The sequence below is a fragment of the Streptomyces actuosus genome (assembly GCF_016921115.1).
GTDB classification, from domain to species: Bacteria; Actinomycetota; Actinomycetes; order Streptomycetales; family Streptomycetaceae; genus Streptomyces; species Streptomyces actuosus_A.
Genome location: NZ_JAFFZS010000004.1, coordinates 210,738 through 227,608 on the forward strand (window position 1 = coordinate 210,738; position 16,871 = coordinate 227,608).

13 protein-coding genes are annotated in these 16,871 nt (G+C 72.2%); 7 read left to right on the top strand and 6 right to left on the bottom strand.

The window, feature by feature from the left end; translation table 11 throughout:
- The first annotated feature begins 146 nt into the window (after window positions 1–146).
- Both pgi and JS756_RS07890 read left to right on the top strand, forming a co-directional pair.
- Window positions 147–1,802, top strand: coding sequence for a glucose-6-phosphate isomerase (pgi, locus tag JS756_RS07885; protein WP_205382275.1), 1,656 nt, complete (start codon window positions 147–149; stop codon window positions 1,800–1,802).
- Between the two features lie 93 nt (window positions 1,803–1,895).
- Window positions 1,896–2,921, top strand: a complete 1,026-nt coding sequence (locus JS756_RS07890; RefSeq protein ID WP_205382276.1) for a sulfur globule family protein — start codon at window positions 1,896–1,898, stop codon at window positions 2,919–2,921.
- Window positions 2,922–2,939: 18 nt separating this feature from the next.
- Here the strand turns inward: JS756_RS07890 and JS756_RS07895 are convergent, their stop codons facing one another.
- The 3 genes from JS756_RS07895 to JS756_RS07905 form a co-directional block, all read right to left on the bottom strand.
- A complete protein-coding gene (locus tag JS756_RS07895; protein ID WP_205382277.1) occupies window positions 2,940–5,222 on the bottom strand; it encodes an ABC transporter permease in 2,283 nt (760 codons plus the stop codon).
- Between the two features lie 144 nt (window positions 5,223–5,366).
- Window positions 5,367–6,134, bottom strand: coding sequence for an ABC transporter ATP-binding protein (locus JS756_RS07900; RefSeq protein ID WP_205382278.1), 768 nt, complete (start codon window positions 6,132–6,134; stop codon window positions 5,367–5,369).
- The gene (locus tag JS756_RS07905; protein ID WP_205382279.1) at window positions 6,131–6,646 is read right to left on the bottom strand and encodes a PadR family transcriptional regulator; all 516 of its coding nucleotides are present in this window, start codon (window positions 6,644–6,646) and stop codon (window positions 6,131–6,133) included. The genes JS756_RS07900 and JS756_RS07905 overlap by 4 nt, the downstream gene beginning before the upstream one ends.
- Window positions 6,647–6,768: 122 nt before the next feature.
- Between JS756_RS07905 and JS756_RS07910 the strand changes: the two genes are divergently transcribed.
- From JS756_RS07910 to JS756_RS07930, 5 genes are all read left to right on the top strand, one after another.
- Window positions 6,769–8,037 carry an ABC transporter substrate-binding protein gene (locus tag JS756_RS07910; protein WP_205382280.1) on the top strand — a complete coding sequence of 423 codons (1,269 nt, stop codon included), beginning with the start codon at window positions 6,769–6,771 and terminating at the stop codon, window positions 8,035–8,037.
- Between the two features lie 171 nt (window positions 8,038–8,208).
- Window positions 8,209–9,831 carry a glycoside hydrolase family 13 protein gene (locus JS756_RS07915; protein ID WP_205382281.1) on the top strand — a complete coding sequence of 541 codons (1,623 nt, stop codon included), beginning with the start codon at window positions 8,209–8,211 and terminating at the stop codon, window positions 9,829–9,831.
- Between the two features lie 57 nt (window positions 9,832–9,888).
- Window positions 9,889–11,211, top strand: a complete 1,323-nt coding sequence (locus tag JS756_RS07920) for an ABC transporter substrate-binding protein (RefSeq protein ID WP_205382282.1) — start codon at window positions 9,889–9,891, stop codon at window positions 11,209–11,211.
- 6 nt (window positions 11,212–11,217) lie between these two features.
- Window positions 11,218–12,579 carry an ABC transporter permease gene (locus tag JS756_RS07925; protein ID WP_205382283.1) on the top strand — a complete coding sequence of 454 codons (1,362 nt, stop codon included), beginning with the start codon at window positions 11,218–11,220 and terminating at the stop codon, window positions 12,577–12,579.
- On the top strand, window positions 12,576–13,415 hold the full coding sequence (locus JS756_RS07930) for a carbohydrate ABC transporter permease (protein WP_205382284.1): 840 nt from the start codon (window positions 12,576–12,578) through the stop codon (window positions 13,413–13,415). The genes JS756_RS07925 and JS756_RS07930 overlap by 4 nt, the downstream gene beginning before the upstream one ends.
- A 56-nt stretch (window positions 13,416–13,471) precedes the next feature.
- Here the strand turns inward: JS756_RS07930 and pgl are convergent, their stop codons facing one another.
- The 3 genes from pgl to zwf are packed head-to-tail and all read right to left on the bottom strand — an operon-like array spanning window position 13,472 to window position 16,871.
- A complete protein-coding gene (gene pgl / locus JS756_RS07935) occupies window positions 13,472–14,254 on the bottom strand; it encodes a 6-phosphogluconolactonase (protein ID WP_205382285.1) in 783 nt (260 codons plus the stop codon).
- Complete coding sequence (gene opcA / locus JS756_RS07940) at window positions 14,251–15,351, bottom strand: glucose-6-phosphate dehydrogenase assembly protein OpcA (RefSeq protein ID WP_205382286.1); 1,101 nt, start codon at window positions 15,349–15,351, stop codon at window positions 14,251–14,253. Before opcA ends, pgl begins: the two co-directional genes overlap by 4 nt.
- Window positions 15,348–16,871 (bottom strand): glucose-6-phosphate dehydrogenase, encoded by a 1,524-nt coding sequence (zwf, locus tag JS756_RS07945; protein ID WP_205382287.1) that lies wholly within the window; start codon window positions 16,869–16,871, stop codon window positions 15,348–15,350. The genes opcA and zwf overlap by 4 nt, the downstream gene beginning before the upstream one ends.

Genomic DNA, 16,871 nt, shown 5'->3' on the forward strand with positions numbered 1-16,871 from the left:
GCGGCCGACCGGGCACCGGGTCCTGTCCGGCCGCAGCCCTCTCGCGACCCCGCCTCGCCGACCCCCCGCATTCGCCGAACGCGCCCCCGTCGATCAACTAGGTTGGGACGCGCCAGAGCAGGCGGAAGGGAAGGCTGAAGTCGCCCATGAACGCAGACGGTCGTATCAGGCTCAACCAGTTGCCCGAGTGGACCGCGCTGGCCAGGCACCGCGAGGAGCTCGGCGAGGTGCGGCTGCGCGACCTGTTCGACGCCGACCCCGCCCGCGGTACCGGCTACGCACTCCAGGTCGGCGACCTGTACGTCGACTACTCCAAGCACCTCGTCACCGACGAGACGCTGCGGCTGCTGCGCGAACTGGCCGCCGCTACCGATGTCTTCGGCCTGCGGGACGCGATGTTCCGCGGCGAGAGGATCAACACCACCGAGGACCGCGCCGTGCTGCACACCGCGCTGCGCGCACCGCGCGGCGCGGTGGTCGAAGTCGACGGGGAGAACGTCGTCCCCGCGGTGCACGCCGTCCTCGACAAGATGGCCGACTTCGCCGAGCGTGTCCGCTCCGGCGCCTGGACCGGCCACACCGGCAAGCGCATCAGGAACGTCGTCAACATCGGCATCGGCGGCTCCGACCTCGGCCCCGCCATGGCCCACGAGGTGCTGCGCAGCTACACCGACCGCGACCTGACGGTCCGCTTCGTCTCCAACGTCGACGGCGCCGACCTCCACGAGGCCACCCGCGACCTGGACGCGGCCGAGACCCTGTTCGTCATCGCCTCGAAGACCTTCACCACGATCGAGACGATCACCAACGCCACCTCGGCCCGCAACTGGCTCCTCACCGAGCTGAAAGCCGGTCAGGAAGCCGTCGCCCGGCACTTCGTCGCCCTGTCGACCAACGCCGGCAAGGTCGCCGACTTCGGCATCGACACGGCCAACATGTTCGAGTTCTGGGACTGGGTCGGCGGGCGGTACTCCTACGACTCGGCGATCGGCCTGTCCCTCATGATCGCGATCGGGCCGGACCGCTTCCGGGAGATGCTGGACGGTTTCCGGCTCGTCGACGACCACTTCCGCACCGCGCCCGCCGAGTCCAACGTGCCCCTCCTGCTCGGCCTGCTGGGCATCTGGTACGGCAACTTCCTCGGCGCCCAGTCGCACGCGGTGCTGCCCTACAGCCACTACCTGTCCAAGTTCACCGCCTACCTCCAGCAGCTCGACATGGAGTCCAACGGCAAGCACGTCGGCAGGGACGGCCGCGAGGTGGACTGGCAGACCGGCCCCGTGGTGTGGGGTACGCCCGGCACCAACGGGCAGCACGCCTACTACCAGTTGATCCACCAGGGCACCAAGCTGATCCCGGCGGACTTCATCGGATTCGCCGAGCCCGTCGGTGAACTCGGCGACGAACTGAAGGCGCAGCACGACCTGCTGATGGCCAACTTCTTCGCCCAGACCCAGGCCCTCGCCTTCGGCAAGACACCGCAGGAGGTGCGCGCGGAGGGCGTCGCGGAGGACCTGGTGGCGCACCGCACGTTCAAGGGCGACCACCCCACGACGACCGTCCTCGCCCGGGAGCTCACCCCGTCCGTGCTCGGCCAGCTCGTCGCGCTGTACGAGCACAAGGTCTTCGTCCAGGGCGCGGTGTGGAACATCGACTCCTTCGACCAGTGGGGCGTCGAGCTCGGCAAGGTCCTCGCCAAGCGTGTCGAGCCCGCCCTCACCGAGGGGGCCGAGGTGCCGGGTCTGGACGCCTCCAGCCGGGCGCTGGTCGCCAAGTACCGGGAACTGCGCGGCCGTCGGTGACGTGGGGTACCGAGGGAAGCGGACGGCGCGTTGCCCTCCGCTTCCCGTAGACTCCCCGGCGGTCGAGGAAGCGATGGCTCGGGGGAGCACGGAGTGGCACATCCACGGGGGAGCCGGACCGGCGGCGAGCTGACCGCGCGGAGCTTTCTGAAACCCCACCGGGTGGCGCGGGTGCTCTTCCACCCGCGGTGGATCCCGGAATCGCTCGACCCGTCGATCGAGCAGCTCAAGCGCGCGCGGATGATCGCCGGGGCGGTCGCGGCCCTCGGCGTCTACACCTTCGTCGAGGGCGGCTTCGCCTTCGACGAGATGCTCGACAACGCGGTGACGGCCTCCATCGTCCTGCTGCTGCTCACCCCCCTCACGGTCGGCGCGATGCTCTTCGTCTGGCGGCGCACCGGCACGGCGCGGCAGCTGCGGGCACCGCTGGTCAGCTCGCTGAAACTGCTGCTGCTCTTCGTCGGCTCGGTCGTCGTCACCGTCCTGCTCATCCTGCTCAGCGAGAACTTCACGCTCCTGGCGCGGCTCGTCCTCTCGCTCGTCGCGCTCTGGATGGTCGTCTTCGTGATCGCGGGCGCCGTCAGGCTCTCCGGGAACTTCTTCGGCACGGCGGTCGTCCACCGCGGTCTCCCGGCACTCCTCGCCACCGTCACGACCTGGCTGATGGCCATCCCCGACCTGGCCACCGGCGATCTGCACGGCCTGAGTCTGACCATGGGCGTCGTCTTCATCCTGGGCGCCCCGGTGACCGTCACCGCCATCGCCCTGCTGGAGCTGCGCCGGCTCCGCCGGCGCTACGGGATCCGGCTGGCCGTGCACCCGGCCGCCCTGCCGCAGCAGCCCCCGCCGCCGAGGACCCCGCCCACCGGGCCGTACCCGCCCGCCGGTCATGTCCCGCCACAGGCGCCTCCCCGCACCGCCCCGTACACCCAGCCGTATCCGTACGCGGGCCCCTACGGCACCCCACCGGCCCCGGGCACGTCCGGCGGAGGCAACCCCTACGGCTCGGGCAGCGCTCACGGGCAGGGCGCACCGTACGGCCACGGCAACCCGTACGGCCACGGCAACCCGTACGGCCACGGCAACCCGTACGGCCACGGCAACCCGTACGCCCGCTGACCCGGCGTGCTGCCGGGGTCAGGCCACCGCGCTGAGGGTGTCCGCCAGCCGCCGCCGTGCCGCACGGGCCGCCGGCAGGGCGGCGAGCGCGGCGGCGCCCAGCACCGCGGCGGTCCCGAACACCACCAGCAGCAGCGGCGACGGCCCCGCGGCGATCCCCGCGCCGATACCGCTCGACCGCCCCTGCGCGTCGATCAGCCAGTGCGCGACGGGCGTGCCGAGGGCCGTGGCGGCGAGGACCGCAGCCAGAGCGGTGCAGGCGGTGGCCGTGACGGTGATCGCGGTGATCTGGCGCGGCGACAGCCCGATCGCCTTCAGCGCCAGGACGTCCCGCTCACCCTCGCGCACGGCGCCCCCGATCACGGTCAGCAGCTCGATCAGCCCGATCAGCGCCAGCACGGCGATCAGGCCGACGACGACGCCGCGCAGCGGGGAGAGCCCGTCGGCCGGGTTGGTCACGGCGTGCACGTCCAGGTGGCCGTGCCCGGCGGCGGCCAGCCGGCCGGCCACCTCGTGCGGGTCGGCGCCCGGCCGCAGCCGGACCTCGTAGAGGCCCGCGGCCAGGCGGGGGTCGTTGTCGCGGAGGGTGTCCAGCGAGGTGGAGATGACCCGGCCGGCGTTCTCCGGTTCGATGCTGCGGCCCACGATGTGCAGGATCTGCGGCTGGTCGCCCACGGTCATGCGCACCCAGTCCCCGACCCGCACGTCCAGCAGGTCGAGCAGGCCCTGCCCGGCAACCGCCTCGTCCCTGCCGTGCGCGGGCCGGCCCTCGGCGAGGGCGTACGGGTAGGGATCCCGCTGGGTGCCCAGGCCGCGCAGGGCGATCGTCGCCGTCTGGCCCGGGACCAGCGCGGCCACCTCGACACCCGGATAGGCCGCGGCGACCTGGGGGTCGCGTTCCAGCAGGGCGCGCGTGTCCCGGTCGGCGAGGCCGGCGTCCGCGTGGACGGTGAGTGCGGTCGGCAGGCCGATCCGTTCGGGGCTGCTGTGGAAGCGGTCGATGGTCGTCCACGCGTTCATCGCCATCACGATCAGCAGCAGCGGCAGCGCCAGCCGCGCCACCGTCGCCACCGACCGCGGGCCGCGCGGGAAGGCCTTGTGCCAGCCCAGCACCAGCGCGGGCGGCAGCCGCAGTCCGAGCGCCCGGCGCGCCACCGGCGACAGCCTGCCGCCCGGCGCGGCGAGGGGCCGCTGCACCGGGACCGGTGGCACGCGCCCCGCCCGCCACGCCGCCAGACCGGTGGTCGCGCCGATGAGCAGCACCGCCGCCACCGGTATCGCGAACAGGGCCAGCGTCTGCCCGGGCAGCCCCTGCCACACCCCGACCGCGTCCCCGAGCCGGCCCGGTATCCGGCTGCCCAGTGCCTGCGCCAGCGTGGCGGCGGCCACGGCGCCGAGCAGTGCGTAGGCGGTGTGCTGGAGCAGGAAGACGCGCACGACCTGCGCCGGGGTGAAGCCGATCGCCTTCAGCACCGAGATGTCCCGCAGATGCCCGCGGATGCGGGTGGTGATCGCCCCGTGGACGGCGAAGCCGGCCGCGACCAGCGCACCGAGCCCGAACAGACCCAGCACCTGGCCCAGCAGCCGGTTGTCGCCCTGCGCCTCGGCCCGGGCCTGCTGCCAGGTGGACACCTTGCCGATGGCGCCGGCACCGAGCACGGTGACCGCGCGCTGGACGGCGTAGTCGGTGTCGCCGGGGTCGGTCAGCCGCAGCCCGATGACTTGCCCGCCCGGATCGCGCACGACCGACGGCGGGGCCCAGACCAGTCCGGGCTGCTCGCCCGGGCGGTAGCGCGGCTCGGCGCTGTCGGCCACGCCGAGGACGGTCACCGTGCGCCCGGTGCCCTGCAGGGTGAGGGTGTCGCCGGGGCCGGCCAGCAGGGCGCCGGCGAGCCGCGCCTCCAGGACGACGCCGTCGGGGGCGGCGGGGTCCAGCCAGCGTCCGGCGGTCAGCAGCGGGCGGCCGACGGGCGGCTCCTGGGAGGTCGACCGCAGCTCGACGAAGGCGCGGGCTCCGCGGGAGGCGAGGGTGGCGGACTCGGTGGCGTAGGGGCCGGCGACGGACTCGACGCCGGTCAGCCCCGTCAGCCGGTCGACCTGCGCGGAGGCTCCGGTGTGGATCGTCACGTGCGCGCCGTGTGCCTGGGTGAAGACGCGCTGCCAGGGGTTGGTGGCGTAGCCGAACAGGGCCGTGGCCAGCAGCAGGGACGCGACGATCCCGGCGGTGGCGAGGACGAGGAACAGTGCCTCGCCGCGGTGCGTGCGCAGATCCGAGTGCGCCCAGCGCAACGTGGCTCGCATGCCGGTCAGGCCTTCCGGGGGTCGTTGCAGGGGCGCGTGCCGCCCGCCCGCGGGCCCGCCGCGCCGGGGAGGTAGCCGCACGCGCCCGGCAGACCGGTGCGTCGCCTTCCCGGGCCGGTCGCCCGCATGTCGGTCGCTCGCATGTCAGTCCTTGAGCTCCAGCACCCCGGAGATCCCCTTTCTGCGGGGCGGTGCGGCCGTCAGCTCCGCGTCGTCGGCCATCCGGCCGTCGAAGAAGCTGATCACCCGGTCCGCGGCGCTCGCCAGCCGGGCGTCGTGGGTGACCAGGACGATCGTCTGGCCGCGCTGGTGGAACCGGGACAGCAGCCGCATCACCTCGCGGGTGCCCTTGCTGTCCAGGCTCCCGGCGGGCTCGTCGGCGAGCAGCAGCGGAGGGTGGTTGACCAGGGCGCGGGCCAGCGCCACCCGCTGCTGCTCACCGCCGGACAGCTCGCCCGGCAGGCTCCGCTCCTTGCCCGCCAGCCCCAGCTCGGCCAGCAGCGCCTCCCGCTCGGCGCGGGCCTGCTTGGGCGGCAGGCCGGCGAGCAGGGCGGGCAGCTCCACGTTGTCGGCGACCGAGAGGTTCGACACGAGGTTGAAGAACTGGAAGACGATCCCGATCCGCCGGCGGCGTTCGACGGCCCAGCGGGCCTCCTGCCAGCCGTCGGTGCGGACCCCGTCCAGCCAGAGGCTGCCGCCGTCCGGCCGCTGCAGCCCGCCCAGCAGATGCAGCAGTGTCGACTTCCCGGCCCCGGACGGGCCGGTGACGGCGACGAACTCGCCCTGCCGCACACACAGGTCGACGCCGCGCACGGCGTGCGCCGGGGCGCCTTCGCCGTAGTGGGTCTTGAGCAGGCCCTCGGCGCGCAGAACGGGTGTGTTCTCGGGCACGGGAGCGGAAGCGTCGCTCATTCCAGCTCCTCCAGCTCTTCCTGGCACCGCTCCAGCCAGTCGAGGTCGGCCTGCAGATGCAGCATCGCGCCCTCTATCAGCAGATGGGCGATGCGGTTGTCCCGGTTCTCGGCCGTGGCCAGCTTCGACAGACTGCGCATGGTGTTCAGGTACTGGCGCCGCTGTCTGTTGATCAAGGCGATCTGGTCGGCGAGCCCGCTCTGCGGGGCGAGTGCCAGCTTCATGAAGAACTCGTCCCGCACCCGAGGCTCGTCCTCGGTCTCCTCGAACCAGGCGTGCAGCGCCTCGCGCCCGGCGTCGGTGAGGTGGTAGACCTTCTTGTTGGGTCGGCTGGACTGCTCCACGTCCTCGCCCTCGATCAGTCCCGACTTCTCCAGGCGTCCGAGGGTGACGTAGATCTGGCCGACGTTCGGCTGAGGGTACGCCGAGCCCAGCAGTTGCTCAAGGTCCTGCTTGAGCTCGTAGCCGTGGGCCGGGCCACGGGCCAGGAGCGCCAGGAGGGGCAGGCGCACGTGTGCTCTCCTCCTGTCTGCTCGAATGTGCTCGAAGGCCTAGTATCCCGCATACCTAACCGGTATACATGGCCTCTGACTGCGGGCGAAGAGGCCCGGAGCCGGTGTGCAAGGAGGAACCTATGCGGTGGATACACGCCGCCGGTAGGGGCCTCCTCGTTCTCGTCGTCGTTCTGACCGGTTACGTCGCCTCCGGCGCCCGTGCCGACGAGGACCCGGGCGGCGGTCGCGGACCGCTGACCCTCGCCACCGCCGGCGATCTCACCGGCTACCTCGGCCCGCTGCTGGAGGGCTGGAACCGCACCCACCCGTCGGAGAAGGTCACCCTCGTCGAGCTCCCGGACTCCGCCGACGAGACCCGCGCGCAGATGGTCACCGACCTGCGGCGCGGCCGGGGCCGGTTCGACGTGCTCAACATCGACGTCGACTGGACCTCGGAGTTCGCCGCGGCCGGCTGGATCCGCCCGCTGCCGCGCGACCGCTTCCCCCTGAAGGCGTTCCTGCCGCCGGTGGTCGGCACGGCCACCTACGACGGACGCCTCTACGCGGTCCCGTACGTCACCAACGCGGGCCTGCTGCTCTACCGCAAGGACGTCCTCGCCGCCGAGGGCGTGCCGCCGCCGCGCACCTGGGCCGAGCTGGAGCACGACGCGCGCACCATCGCACCGAAGTACGGTCTGGGCGGCTACGCGGGACAGTTCCTGCCGTACGAGGGCCTGACCGTCAATGCGGCCGAGGCCGTCTACTCGGCGGGCGGCACCATCCTCGGTGACGAGGGCGCCCGGGTGACCGTCGACTCCTCCGCCGCCCGCGAGGGCATCGGGTTCCTGGTGCGCGGGGTGCGCGACGGCTGGATACCCGAGGAAGCGCTGACCTACAAGGAGGAGGAGTCCAAGCAGGCCTTCCAGGACGGCCGGCTGCTCTTCCTGCGCAACTGGCCCTACGCCTACGCCGTCGCCTCGGCGCCGGGCTCCCCGGTCGCCGGCAAGATCGGCGTCGCGCCGCTGCCCGGCCCCCACGGACCGGGCACCAGTGTGCTCGGCGGCTCCAACCTCGCCGTCAGCAGCCATGCCCGGCACCCGGAGTCCGCGGCCCGCCTGATCGCCTACCTGACCAGCGAGCCGGTCCAGCGGCAGGTCCTCACGCGCGGTGCGCTGCCGCCCGTGCGCTCCGCCCTGTACGAGGACCCCGAGCTCGTCCGGCGGTTCCCGTACCTGCCGACCCTGCGCGAGAGCGTGCTGAGCGCCGCCCCGCGGCCCAAGAGCCCTCACTACGACCAGGTCAGCCTGGTGGTGCAGGCGGTCGTGCACGACGCGCTGACCGGGCGCGAGACGCCCGAGAGCGCGGTGCGGCGGCTGGCCCGGGAGCTGGCCGCCATTTCCCACCGCTAGTTACTTGTTAAGTAACGCGGACATCTCATCTCTGCCTCTTCTGCCCTCCTATGTCCGCATTTGAGGGTCCAACTGGCCAGTAGTTTGTGAACAGTTCATTGACACCCTCACGACACCGCTACTTAACATGCATGCATAACAAGCTCCGCCGCAGAGACAGGGCAAGGCATTGTGAACAGGCATCGCTGGTGGCGTGACGCGGTGATCTACCAGGTGTACGTCCGCAGCTTCCTCGACAGCACCGGTGACGGCGTCGGCGACCTCGCCGGAGTCCGGGCCGGACTGCCGTACCTGAAGAAGCTGGGCGTGGACGGGATCTGGCTGAGCCCCTTCTACCCGTCGCCGCAGCACGACCACGGCTACGACGTGGCCGACTACTGCGGCGTCGACCCGCTCTTCGGCGACCTCGCCGAATTCGACCTGCTGATGGCGTCGGCCCGGCGCCTGGGCGTCAGGGTGCTGCTGGACATCGTCCCCAACCACTGCTCCTCCGAGCACCCGTGGTTCCGGCAGGCGCTGCGCAGCGAGCCCGGCAGCGCGGCCCGCGCCCGCTTCCACTTCGCCGACGGCCGCGGACCGGACGGAGACGAGCCCCCGAACAACTGGCACGCCATGTTCGGCGGCCCCGCCTGGACCCGCGTCACCGAGCCCGACGGACGGCCTGGCCAGTGGTACCTGCACATGTTCACGCCAGAGCAGCCCGACTGGAACTGGCGTACCCCCGAGGTCCCCGCCGAGTTCGACCGCGTCCTGCGCTTCTGGCTGGACCGGGGCGTCGACGGCTTCCGCATCGACGTCGCCGCCGGTCTCCACAAGCACCCCGAACTGCCCGACTCCGACGATCCGGAGGCCGACGCCCGCACCCGCGACTCGGTCAACCCGCTCGCCTGGAACCAGCCGGAGGTGCACGGTGTGTGGCGGCACTGGCGCTCCGTCTGCGAGGAGTACACCGCCCGTGACGGCCGCGAGCGCCTCCTCGTCGGCGAGGTCTCCGTGCCGACGGCCCGCGAGCACGCACGGTACGTCCGTCCCGACGAACTGCACCAGGCCTTCTTCTTCGACCTGCTCAGCGCCCCCTGGGACGCCGACGCCTTCCGCAAGGTCGTCGCCGAGGCCATGCAGGACATCGCGGGCACCGGATCGACGGTCACCTGGGTCCTCAACAACCACGACCAGGTGCGCACCGTCACCCGCTACGGCGAACCCACCCCCCAGGGCAGCGGCCTCGGCGCCGCCCGCGCCCGCGCTGCCGCACTGCTGATGCTCGCGCTGCCCGGAGCGGCCTACATCTACCAGGGCGAGGAACTGGGTCTGCCCGAGGTCGTCGACCTGCCCGACGACGTGCTCACCGACCCGATCTTCCGCCGCACCGGCAGCCGCGCCCGGATCCGCGACGGCTGCCGGGTGCCCCTGCCCTGGTCGGGCCAGGCCTCCCCGTTCGGCTTCACCTCCGGAGCGGAGGGCGCCAAGCCGTGGCTGCCACAGCCCGACTACTTCGCCGAGTACGCCACCGACCGCGCCCTCGCCGACACCCGCTCCTTCTGGCACCTGTACCGCGACGGCCTCCACCTGCGCAGGCAGCTGCCCCAGCTGGGCGAAGGCACGCTGCGCTGGCTCGACACCCCGCCCGGCGTCCTCGGCTTCGTCCGCGGCGACGGCCTGGTGTGCGCCGTCAACTTCGGTACGGCGCCCACACCGGCGCCCGTCTCCGGCACCCCCCTGTTGGCCAGCGGCCCCTGCACGGCCGGGGTCCTCCCCGGCAACACGGCCGCCTGGTGGATCAGCGACGACTGATCGCCCCAACCCCCTGTTGGCCCGTCAACTCCCCCCTCCCCCGAAGGGACATCAACGATGATGCGACGACGTACCACCCTGCTCACCGGCTGCACCGCCCTCGCCCTCGCCCTCGGCGCCACCGCCTGCGGCGGCGGGCCCGTCTCCGCGGGCGACGACAAGCCGCTCAGCGGACAGACCGTCACCGTGGCCGGCGTCTGGTCCGGCAGCGAGCAGAAGAACTTCCAGAAGGTCCTCGACGCCTTCAGCGCGAAGACCGGCGCCAAGACCCAGTTCGTCTCGACCGGCGACAACGTCTCCACCGTCGTCGGCAGCAAGATCGAGGGCGGCAACGCGCCCGACGTCGTCATGGTCCCGCAGGTCGGCGTGCTCCAGCAGTTCGCACAGAAGGGCTGGCTCACCCCGCTGTCCGCGACCGCGCAGTCGACCGTCGACGCCGGCTTCGCACCCGTGTGGAAGAAGTACGGCAGCGTCGACGGCACCCTGTACGGCCTCTACTTCAAGGCCGCCCACAAGTCGACGGTCTGGTACAGCCCCGACGCGCTCGCGCAGGCCGGTGTCGACACGCCGAAGACCTACGACGACATGCTCAAGGCCGGCCACACCCTGTCCGACTCCGGGCTCGCCGCGTTCTCGGTCGCCGGGCAGGACGGCTGGACGCTCACCGACTGGTTCGAGAACATCTACCTCTCCCAGGCCGGGCCCGAGAAGTACGACGCCCTCGCCGCCCACCGGCTCAAGTGGACCGACGCCAGCGTGGTCACGGCCCTGGACACCCTCGGCAAGCTGTTCAAGGACAAGCAGCTGATCGCGGGCGGCCGGACGGAGGCTCTCAACACCGACTTCCCCGGCTCCGTGGAGAAGGTGTTCGGGCCCAAGCCGGACGCCGGCATGGTCTACGAGGGCGACTTCGTCGCCGGTGTCGCCAAGGACCAGTTCGGCCGGACGATCGGCAAGGACGCCGACTTCTTCCCCTTCCCCGCGGTCGGCGGCGGCACGGCACCCGTCGTCAGCGGCGGCGACGCGGCCGTCGTGCTCAAGGACGGCAAGAACGCCGCCGCCGGCATGAAGCTCGTGGAATACCTGGCCACGCCCGACGCCGCCGCGGTGTGGGCCGGTGCGGGCGGGTTCCTGTCCCCGAACCGGAAGCTGGACCTCGCCAAGTACGGCGACGACGTCACCCGCGCCACCGCCAAGTCCCTCATCGACGCCGGGGACACCGTCCGCTTCGACATGTCCGACCAGGCCCCGGCTGCCTTCGGCGGCACCAAGGGCGCCGGCGAGTGGAAGCTCCTGCAGGACTTCCTGCGCGACCCGTCCGACCCGAAGGCGACCGCGGCGCAGCTGGAGTCCGCGGCGGCCAAGGCCTACCAGGGCTGACCGGCCGTGACCGCCTCCACCGTCGTCAAAGAGGCGAGTCCGCCTGCCGCCGCCGGACCCCTGCGGGTCCGGCGGGCCCGGCGGCGCGGGCGGATCGCCGCCCTCCTCTTCGTCTTCCCCGCGCTGCTGCTGCTCGGCGCCCTCGTCGTCTATCCGGTCCTGTTCTCGGTGGGCCGAAGCTTCTTCGACGCCTCCGGCACACGCTTCGTGGGCGGCGAGAACTACGCCGAGATGTTCCGCGACCCGGCCACCCTCAAGGCCATCCGCAACACCACGATCTGGGTGGTGGTGGCCCCGGCCCTGCTCACCGGCCTCGGCTTGATCCTGGCCGTGCTGGTGGAGAAGGTCCGCTGGGCCACCGCCTTCAAACTGCTGCTGTTCATGCCCATGGCGGTGTCCTTCCTCGCCGCGGGCATCATCTTCCGCCTCGCCTACGACCAGGACCCGGACAAGGGCGTCCTCAACGCCGCCGTGGTCTCCGTCCACGACGCCTTCACGGGCACGTCGACCTACCCCACCGCCCGGGCCCGCGACGGGCAGGGCCTGACCGAGGGCGCCGACGGCTCGTACCGGACCACCGCGGCCGTGCGGCCCGGCCAGGTGGTGACCCTGGGGCTGGTCGGCGTGCTCCCCGGCGACCTGCCCCGGGACGCCGAGCCGGCCCGCGCCGCTGCGGCACGGGCCGCCGCCTCTGACGAGGTGCGCGGCGTGGTGTACCTCGACTTCACACCCGGTGGGGGAGGGAAGCCGGGCACGGTCGACGCGGGGGAGAGCGGACTGCCCGAGATGCGCGTCGAAGCGGTGCGCGACGGCCGCGCGGTCGCCTCGGCGACCACCGCCGCCGACGGCTCGTTCCGCTTCACCGGCCTCGGCGACGGGTCGTACACCGTGCGGCTGCCGGCGTCGAACTTCGCCCAGCCCTACCAGGGCGTCTCCTGGCTCGGCCCGACCCTCGTCACCCCGGCGATCATCGGCGCCTACCTGTGGATCTGGACCGGGTTCGCGATGGTGCTGATCGGCGCCGGCCTGGCGGCCCTGCCGCGGGACGCACTGGAGGCGGCCCGGATGGACGGCGCGAACGAGTGGCAGATCTTCCGCCGGATCACCGTTCCGCTGCTCGCGCCGGTGCTGACGGTCGTGTTCGTCACCCTCGTGATCAACGTGATGAAGGTGTTCGACCTCGTCTACATCATCGCCCCGGGGCCGGTGCAGCAGGACGCGACCGTGCTCGCGACGCAGATGTGGCTGGTGTCCTTCGGCGGCGGCAACAACCAGGGCCTCGGCAGCGCGCTCGGAGTGCTGCTGTTGCTGCTGGTGATCCCCGCCATGGTCTTCAACGTCCGTCGTTTCCGAAGGAGTCAGCGATGAACGCGGTCAGGCGCGGCCTGGGCAACGGGCTGGTGCAGGCCTGCCTCGTGGTGATCGGCCTGGTGTGGATGACACCGCTGGCGGGGCTGTTCGTGTCGTCGCTGAGGTCCGCGCAGGACACGGCCAAGGGCGGCTGGTGGACGGTGTTCTCCAGCCCCGGTCAGCTGTCCTTCGACAACTACTCGGCCCTGCTGGGCAACGCCGGGATCACCCGGGCCTTCTGGAACACCGTGCTGATCTCGGTTCCGGCGACCGTGCTGGTCGTCGTGCTGGCCGCGCTCGCCGGGTACGCCTTCGCCTGGCTGGACTTCCCCGGACGGGAGGCGCTCTTCCTGGTCGTGGTCGCCCTGTTGGTGGTGCCCGTGCAGATCGGTCTCCTGCCGGTCGCCAAACTCTTCGGGCAGATCGGGCTGTTCGGCACGATCCCGGGGGTGGTCCTCTTCCACGTCGCCTACGGTCTGCCGTTCGCGGTGTTCCTGCTGCGGAACTACTTCGCGGAGATGCCCAAGGAGATGCTGGAGGCGGCGCGGATGGACGGTGGCAGTGAATGGCGGATCTTCACGCGCCTGGTGCTGCCGGTGGGGCGGCCCGCGATCGCCTCCCTGGCGATCTTCCAGTTCCTGTGGGTGTGGAACGACATGCTCGTGGCGCTGCTGTTCGCGGACAGTTCCTCGCAGCCGCTGACGGTGCAGCTCCAGTCGCAGATACGGCAGTTCGGCAGCAACGTGGACGTGCTCGCACCCGGCGCGTTCGTGTCCCTGGTCGTTCCCGTCGTGGTGTTCTTCGCCTTCCAGCGGCACTTCGTCCAAGGCGTGATGGCGGGGTCGGTGAAGTAGGGGCCGCCCCCGCCACCGGGCCCCCGCCTCACCGCGAGGCGGGGCCCGGAGCGCGGTCACGGCGATGCCGGCGGGTACAGCGACCTCGGCAGCCGGGAAGCCGCCGCCGTGTCCATCAGCCACAGGGTCCGGGCCCGTCCCCGGGCCCCGGCGGCCGGGGCCTGGATCTCCCCGGCGCCCGAAAGGGCGATCGCCGCGGCCCCGGCCTTGTCCTCACCGGCGGCCAGCAGCCACACCTCACGCGCCGCCCGGATCGCCGGCAGGGTCAGCGTCACCCGGGTCGGCGGGGGCTTGGGCGCGCCGTGGACCCCGACGACCGTGCGCTCGGTCTCCCGCACCGCGGGCAGCTCCGGGAACAGCGACGCCACATGGGTGTCCGGGCCCACGCCCAGCATCAGGACGTCGAACACCGGAACCGCGCCGTGGTTCTCGGGGCCCGCGGCGCGGGCCAGTTCCTCGGCGTAGCCGGCCGCCGCCGCGTCCGCGTCCGCGCCGTGCGGGCCGTTTGAGGCGGGCATGGCGTGCACCCGCTTCGGGTCCAGCGGCACCCGGTCCAGCAGCGCCTCGCGGGCCTGCGTGACATTGCGGTCCGCGTCCCCCTCGGGAAGGAACCGCTCATCACCCCACCACAGGTCCAGCCGGCCCCAGTCCACGGCGTCCCGGGCGGGCGCGGCGGCCAGCGCGGCCAGCACGCCGTTGCCGTTGCGGCCGCCGGTCAGCACCACCGAGGCGTGGCCCCGGGAGGACTGCGCGTCCACGATCTTCGTGATCAGACGGGCCGCCGCGGCCTGGGCCATCAGGTCCTTGTCGCGGTGCACGACCAGCTGCGGGGTGCTCACTTCGTCGCCGCCTTCCTCACCGGGGTCTTCCGGGCCGGCTTCTGCGCCGCCTTCTTCGCGGGCGTCTCGTCCGCCGACTCGGCGGGGGTGTCCGCGGCGGCGGGATCGTCCGCCGGCGCGCCGGCATCCGCTGCCGCCTGCGCCGTCTCGTCGGGCCGGGGTCCGGCGGGCGCCCCCTGCAGCCGGTCCACCCCGTACCGCAGCGCCGAGGCGTAGGTGTCGTCCGGGTCCAGGCGACGCAGCTCCTCCGCGATCAGCTCGGCCGTCTCGCGGCGCTTGAGCGCCACCGCACGGTTCGGCTGGCCCTGGATGGACAGGGTCGCCAGGGTGCCGTCGGGACGGTCCAAACCGATCGGACCGCACGTGGTGTCCATGCGGACCGCGGTCAGACCGGGACCGTCGGACAGCGAACGCCGCACCGGGACGTCCAGGCGGTCCGCCAGCCACATGGCCAGCAGCTCGCAGCTCGGATTGAACTCCTCGCCCTCCACCTCGACGCCCCGCACCTCGCAGGTGACCTGGTCGAGGGCGGCGGCCAGCATGGAGCGCCACGGTGTGATGCGCGTCCACGCCAGATCGGTGTCGCCGGGTGTGTACGTGCCCGCCCGGGCGGCGAGGTCGCGCACCGGCTGCTCCGCCGCGTAGGAGTCGGTCACCCGGCGCTGGGCCAGGGCGCCGAGCGGGTCGCTCGCCGGGTCGAGCGGGGCGCCGACCGGCCACCAGACCACCACCGGGGCGTCCGGCAGCAGCAGCGGCAGCACCACCGACTGGGCGTGGTCGACCACCTCGCCGTACAGCCGCAGCACGACCGTCTCGCCGGTGCCCGCGTCCGCGCCCACCCGGACCTCCGCGTCCAGGCGGGACTGCGTGCGGTCGCGGGGCGTGCGCGAGATGCGCTTGATGACGACCAGCGTGCGCGAGGGGTGCTCGTGCGAGGCGTCGCCGGCCGCCTTGAGCGCGTCGTAGGCGTTCTCCTCGTCGGTCACGATGACCAGCGTGAGCACCATGCCGACGGCCGGCGTGCCGATGGCCCGGCGGCCCTGCACCAGCGCCTTGTTGATCTTGCTGGCCGTGGTGTCGGTCAGGTCTATCTTCATGGCCGGCGCCAGCTCCGTCCGTCTCGCTCCAGCATCTCGTCGGCCTCGACCGGCCCCCAGGTGCCGGCCGGGTACTGCGCGGGCCGGCCCTTGGTGTCCCAGTACCGCTCGATCGGGTCGAGGATCTTCCAGGACAGCTCGACCTCCTCGGTGCGCGGGAAGAGGTTGGCGTCGCCGAGGAGCACGTCCAGGATGAGCCGCTCGTACGCCTCCGGGCTGGACTCGGTGAACGACTCGCCGTAGGCGAAGTCCATCGACACGTCCCGGATCTCCATGGAGGTGCCCGGCACCTTGGAGCCGAACCGGACGGTGACGCCCTCGTCGGGCTGGACGCGGACGACGATCGCGTTCTGGCCCAGCTCCTCCGTCGCCGTGGTGTCGAAGGGGGAGTGCGGCGCGCGCTGGAAGACCACCGCGATCTCGGTGACCCGGCGGCCCAGCCGCTTGCCGGTGCGCAGGTAGAAGGGGACGCCCGCCCAGCGGCGGTTGTCGATGCCGAGCTTGATCGCGGCGTAGGTGTCGGTCTTGGAGTCCGGGTCGATCCCGTCCTCCTCCAGGTAGCCGACCGCCTTGGCGCCGCCCTGCCAGCCGGCCGCGTACTGGGCGCGCACGGTGTCCCGACCCAGGTCGCTGGGCAGCTTCACCGCGCCGAGCACCTTGGTCTTCTCCGCCGCGAGCGCGTCGGCGTCGAAGGAGGAGGGCTCCTCCATCGCGGTCAGCGCCAACAGCTGCAGCAGGTGGTTCTGGATGACGTCGCGGGCGGCGCCGATGCCGTCGTAGTAGCCGGCCCGGCCGCCGATGCCGATGTCCTCGGCCATGGTGATCTGCACGTGGTCCACGTACGACCGGTTCCAGATCGGCTCGAACATCTGGTTGGCGAACCGCAGCGCCAGGATGTTCTGGACGGTCTCCTTGCCGAGGTAGTGGTCGATGCGGAAGACCTGGTCGGGGGCGAAGACCTCGTGGACGATCCCGTTGAGCTCCTCGGCCGACCTCAGGTCGTGGCCGAACGGCTTCTCGATCACCGCCCGGCGCCACGAGCCGCCCGTCTGGTCCGCGAGGCCGTGCTTCTTCAGCTGCTGGATCACGACCGGGAAGGAGCGCGGCGGCACGGAGAGGTAGAAGGCGAAGTTGCCGCCCGTGCCCTGTGCCTTGTCCAGCTCGTCGATGGTTCCGCGCAGCCGCTCGAAGGCCTCGTCGTCGTCGAAGGTGCCCTGGACGAAGCGCATGCCCTGGATGAGCTGCTGCCACACTTCCTCGCGGAAGGGGGTGCGGGCGTGTTCCTTGACGGCGTCGTGCACGACCTGCGCGAAGTCCTCGTGCTCCCAGTCGCGCCGGGCGAAGCCGACCAGGGAGAAGCCCGGCGGCAGAAGACCCCGGTTGGCGAGGTCGTACACGGCCGGCATCAGCTTCTTGCGTGACAGATCGCCCGTGACGCCGAAGATGACCAGACCCGACGGCCCCGCGATGCGCGGGAGCCGTCGGTCTGCGGGGTCACGCAGCGGGTTGCTGCTTGACAA

Coding starts and splice junctions, on each gene's coding strand:
- JS756_RS07930 (WP_205382284.1), top strand. CDS start 12,576: ATGAACGCGGTCAGGCGCGGCCTGGGCAACGGGCTGGTGCAGGCCTGC.
- JS756_RS07920 (WP_205382282.1), top strand. CDS start 9,889: ATGATGCGACGACGTACCACCCTGCTCACCGGCTGCACCGCCCTCGCC.
- JS756_RS07910 (WP_205382280.1), top strand. CDS start 6,769: ATGCGGTGGATACACGCCGCCGGTAGGGGCCTCCTCGTTCTCGTCGTC.
- pgi (WP_205382275.1), top strand. CDS start 147: ATGAACGCAGACGGTCGTATCAGGCTCAACCAGTTGCCCGAGTGGACC.
- JS756_RS07900 (WP_205382278.1), bottom strand. CDS start 6,134: ATGAGCGACGCTTCCGCTCCCGTGCCCGAGAACACACCCGTTCTGCGC.
- JS756_RS07895 (WP_205382277.1), bottom strand. CDS start 5,222: ATGCGAGCCACGTTGCGCTGGGCGCACTCGGATCTGCGCACGCACCGC.
- opcA (WP_205382286.1), bottom strand. CDS start 15,351: ATGAAGATAGACCTGACCGACACCACGGCCAGCAAGATCAACAAGGCG.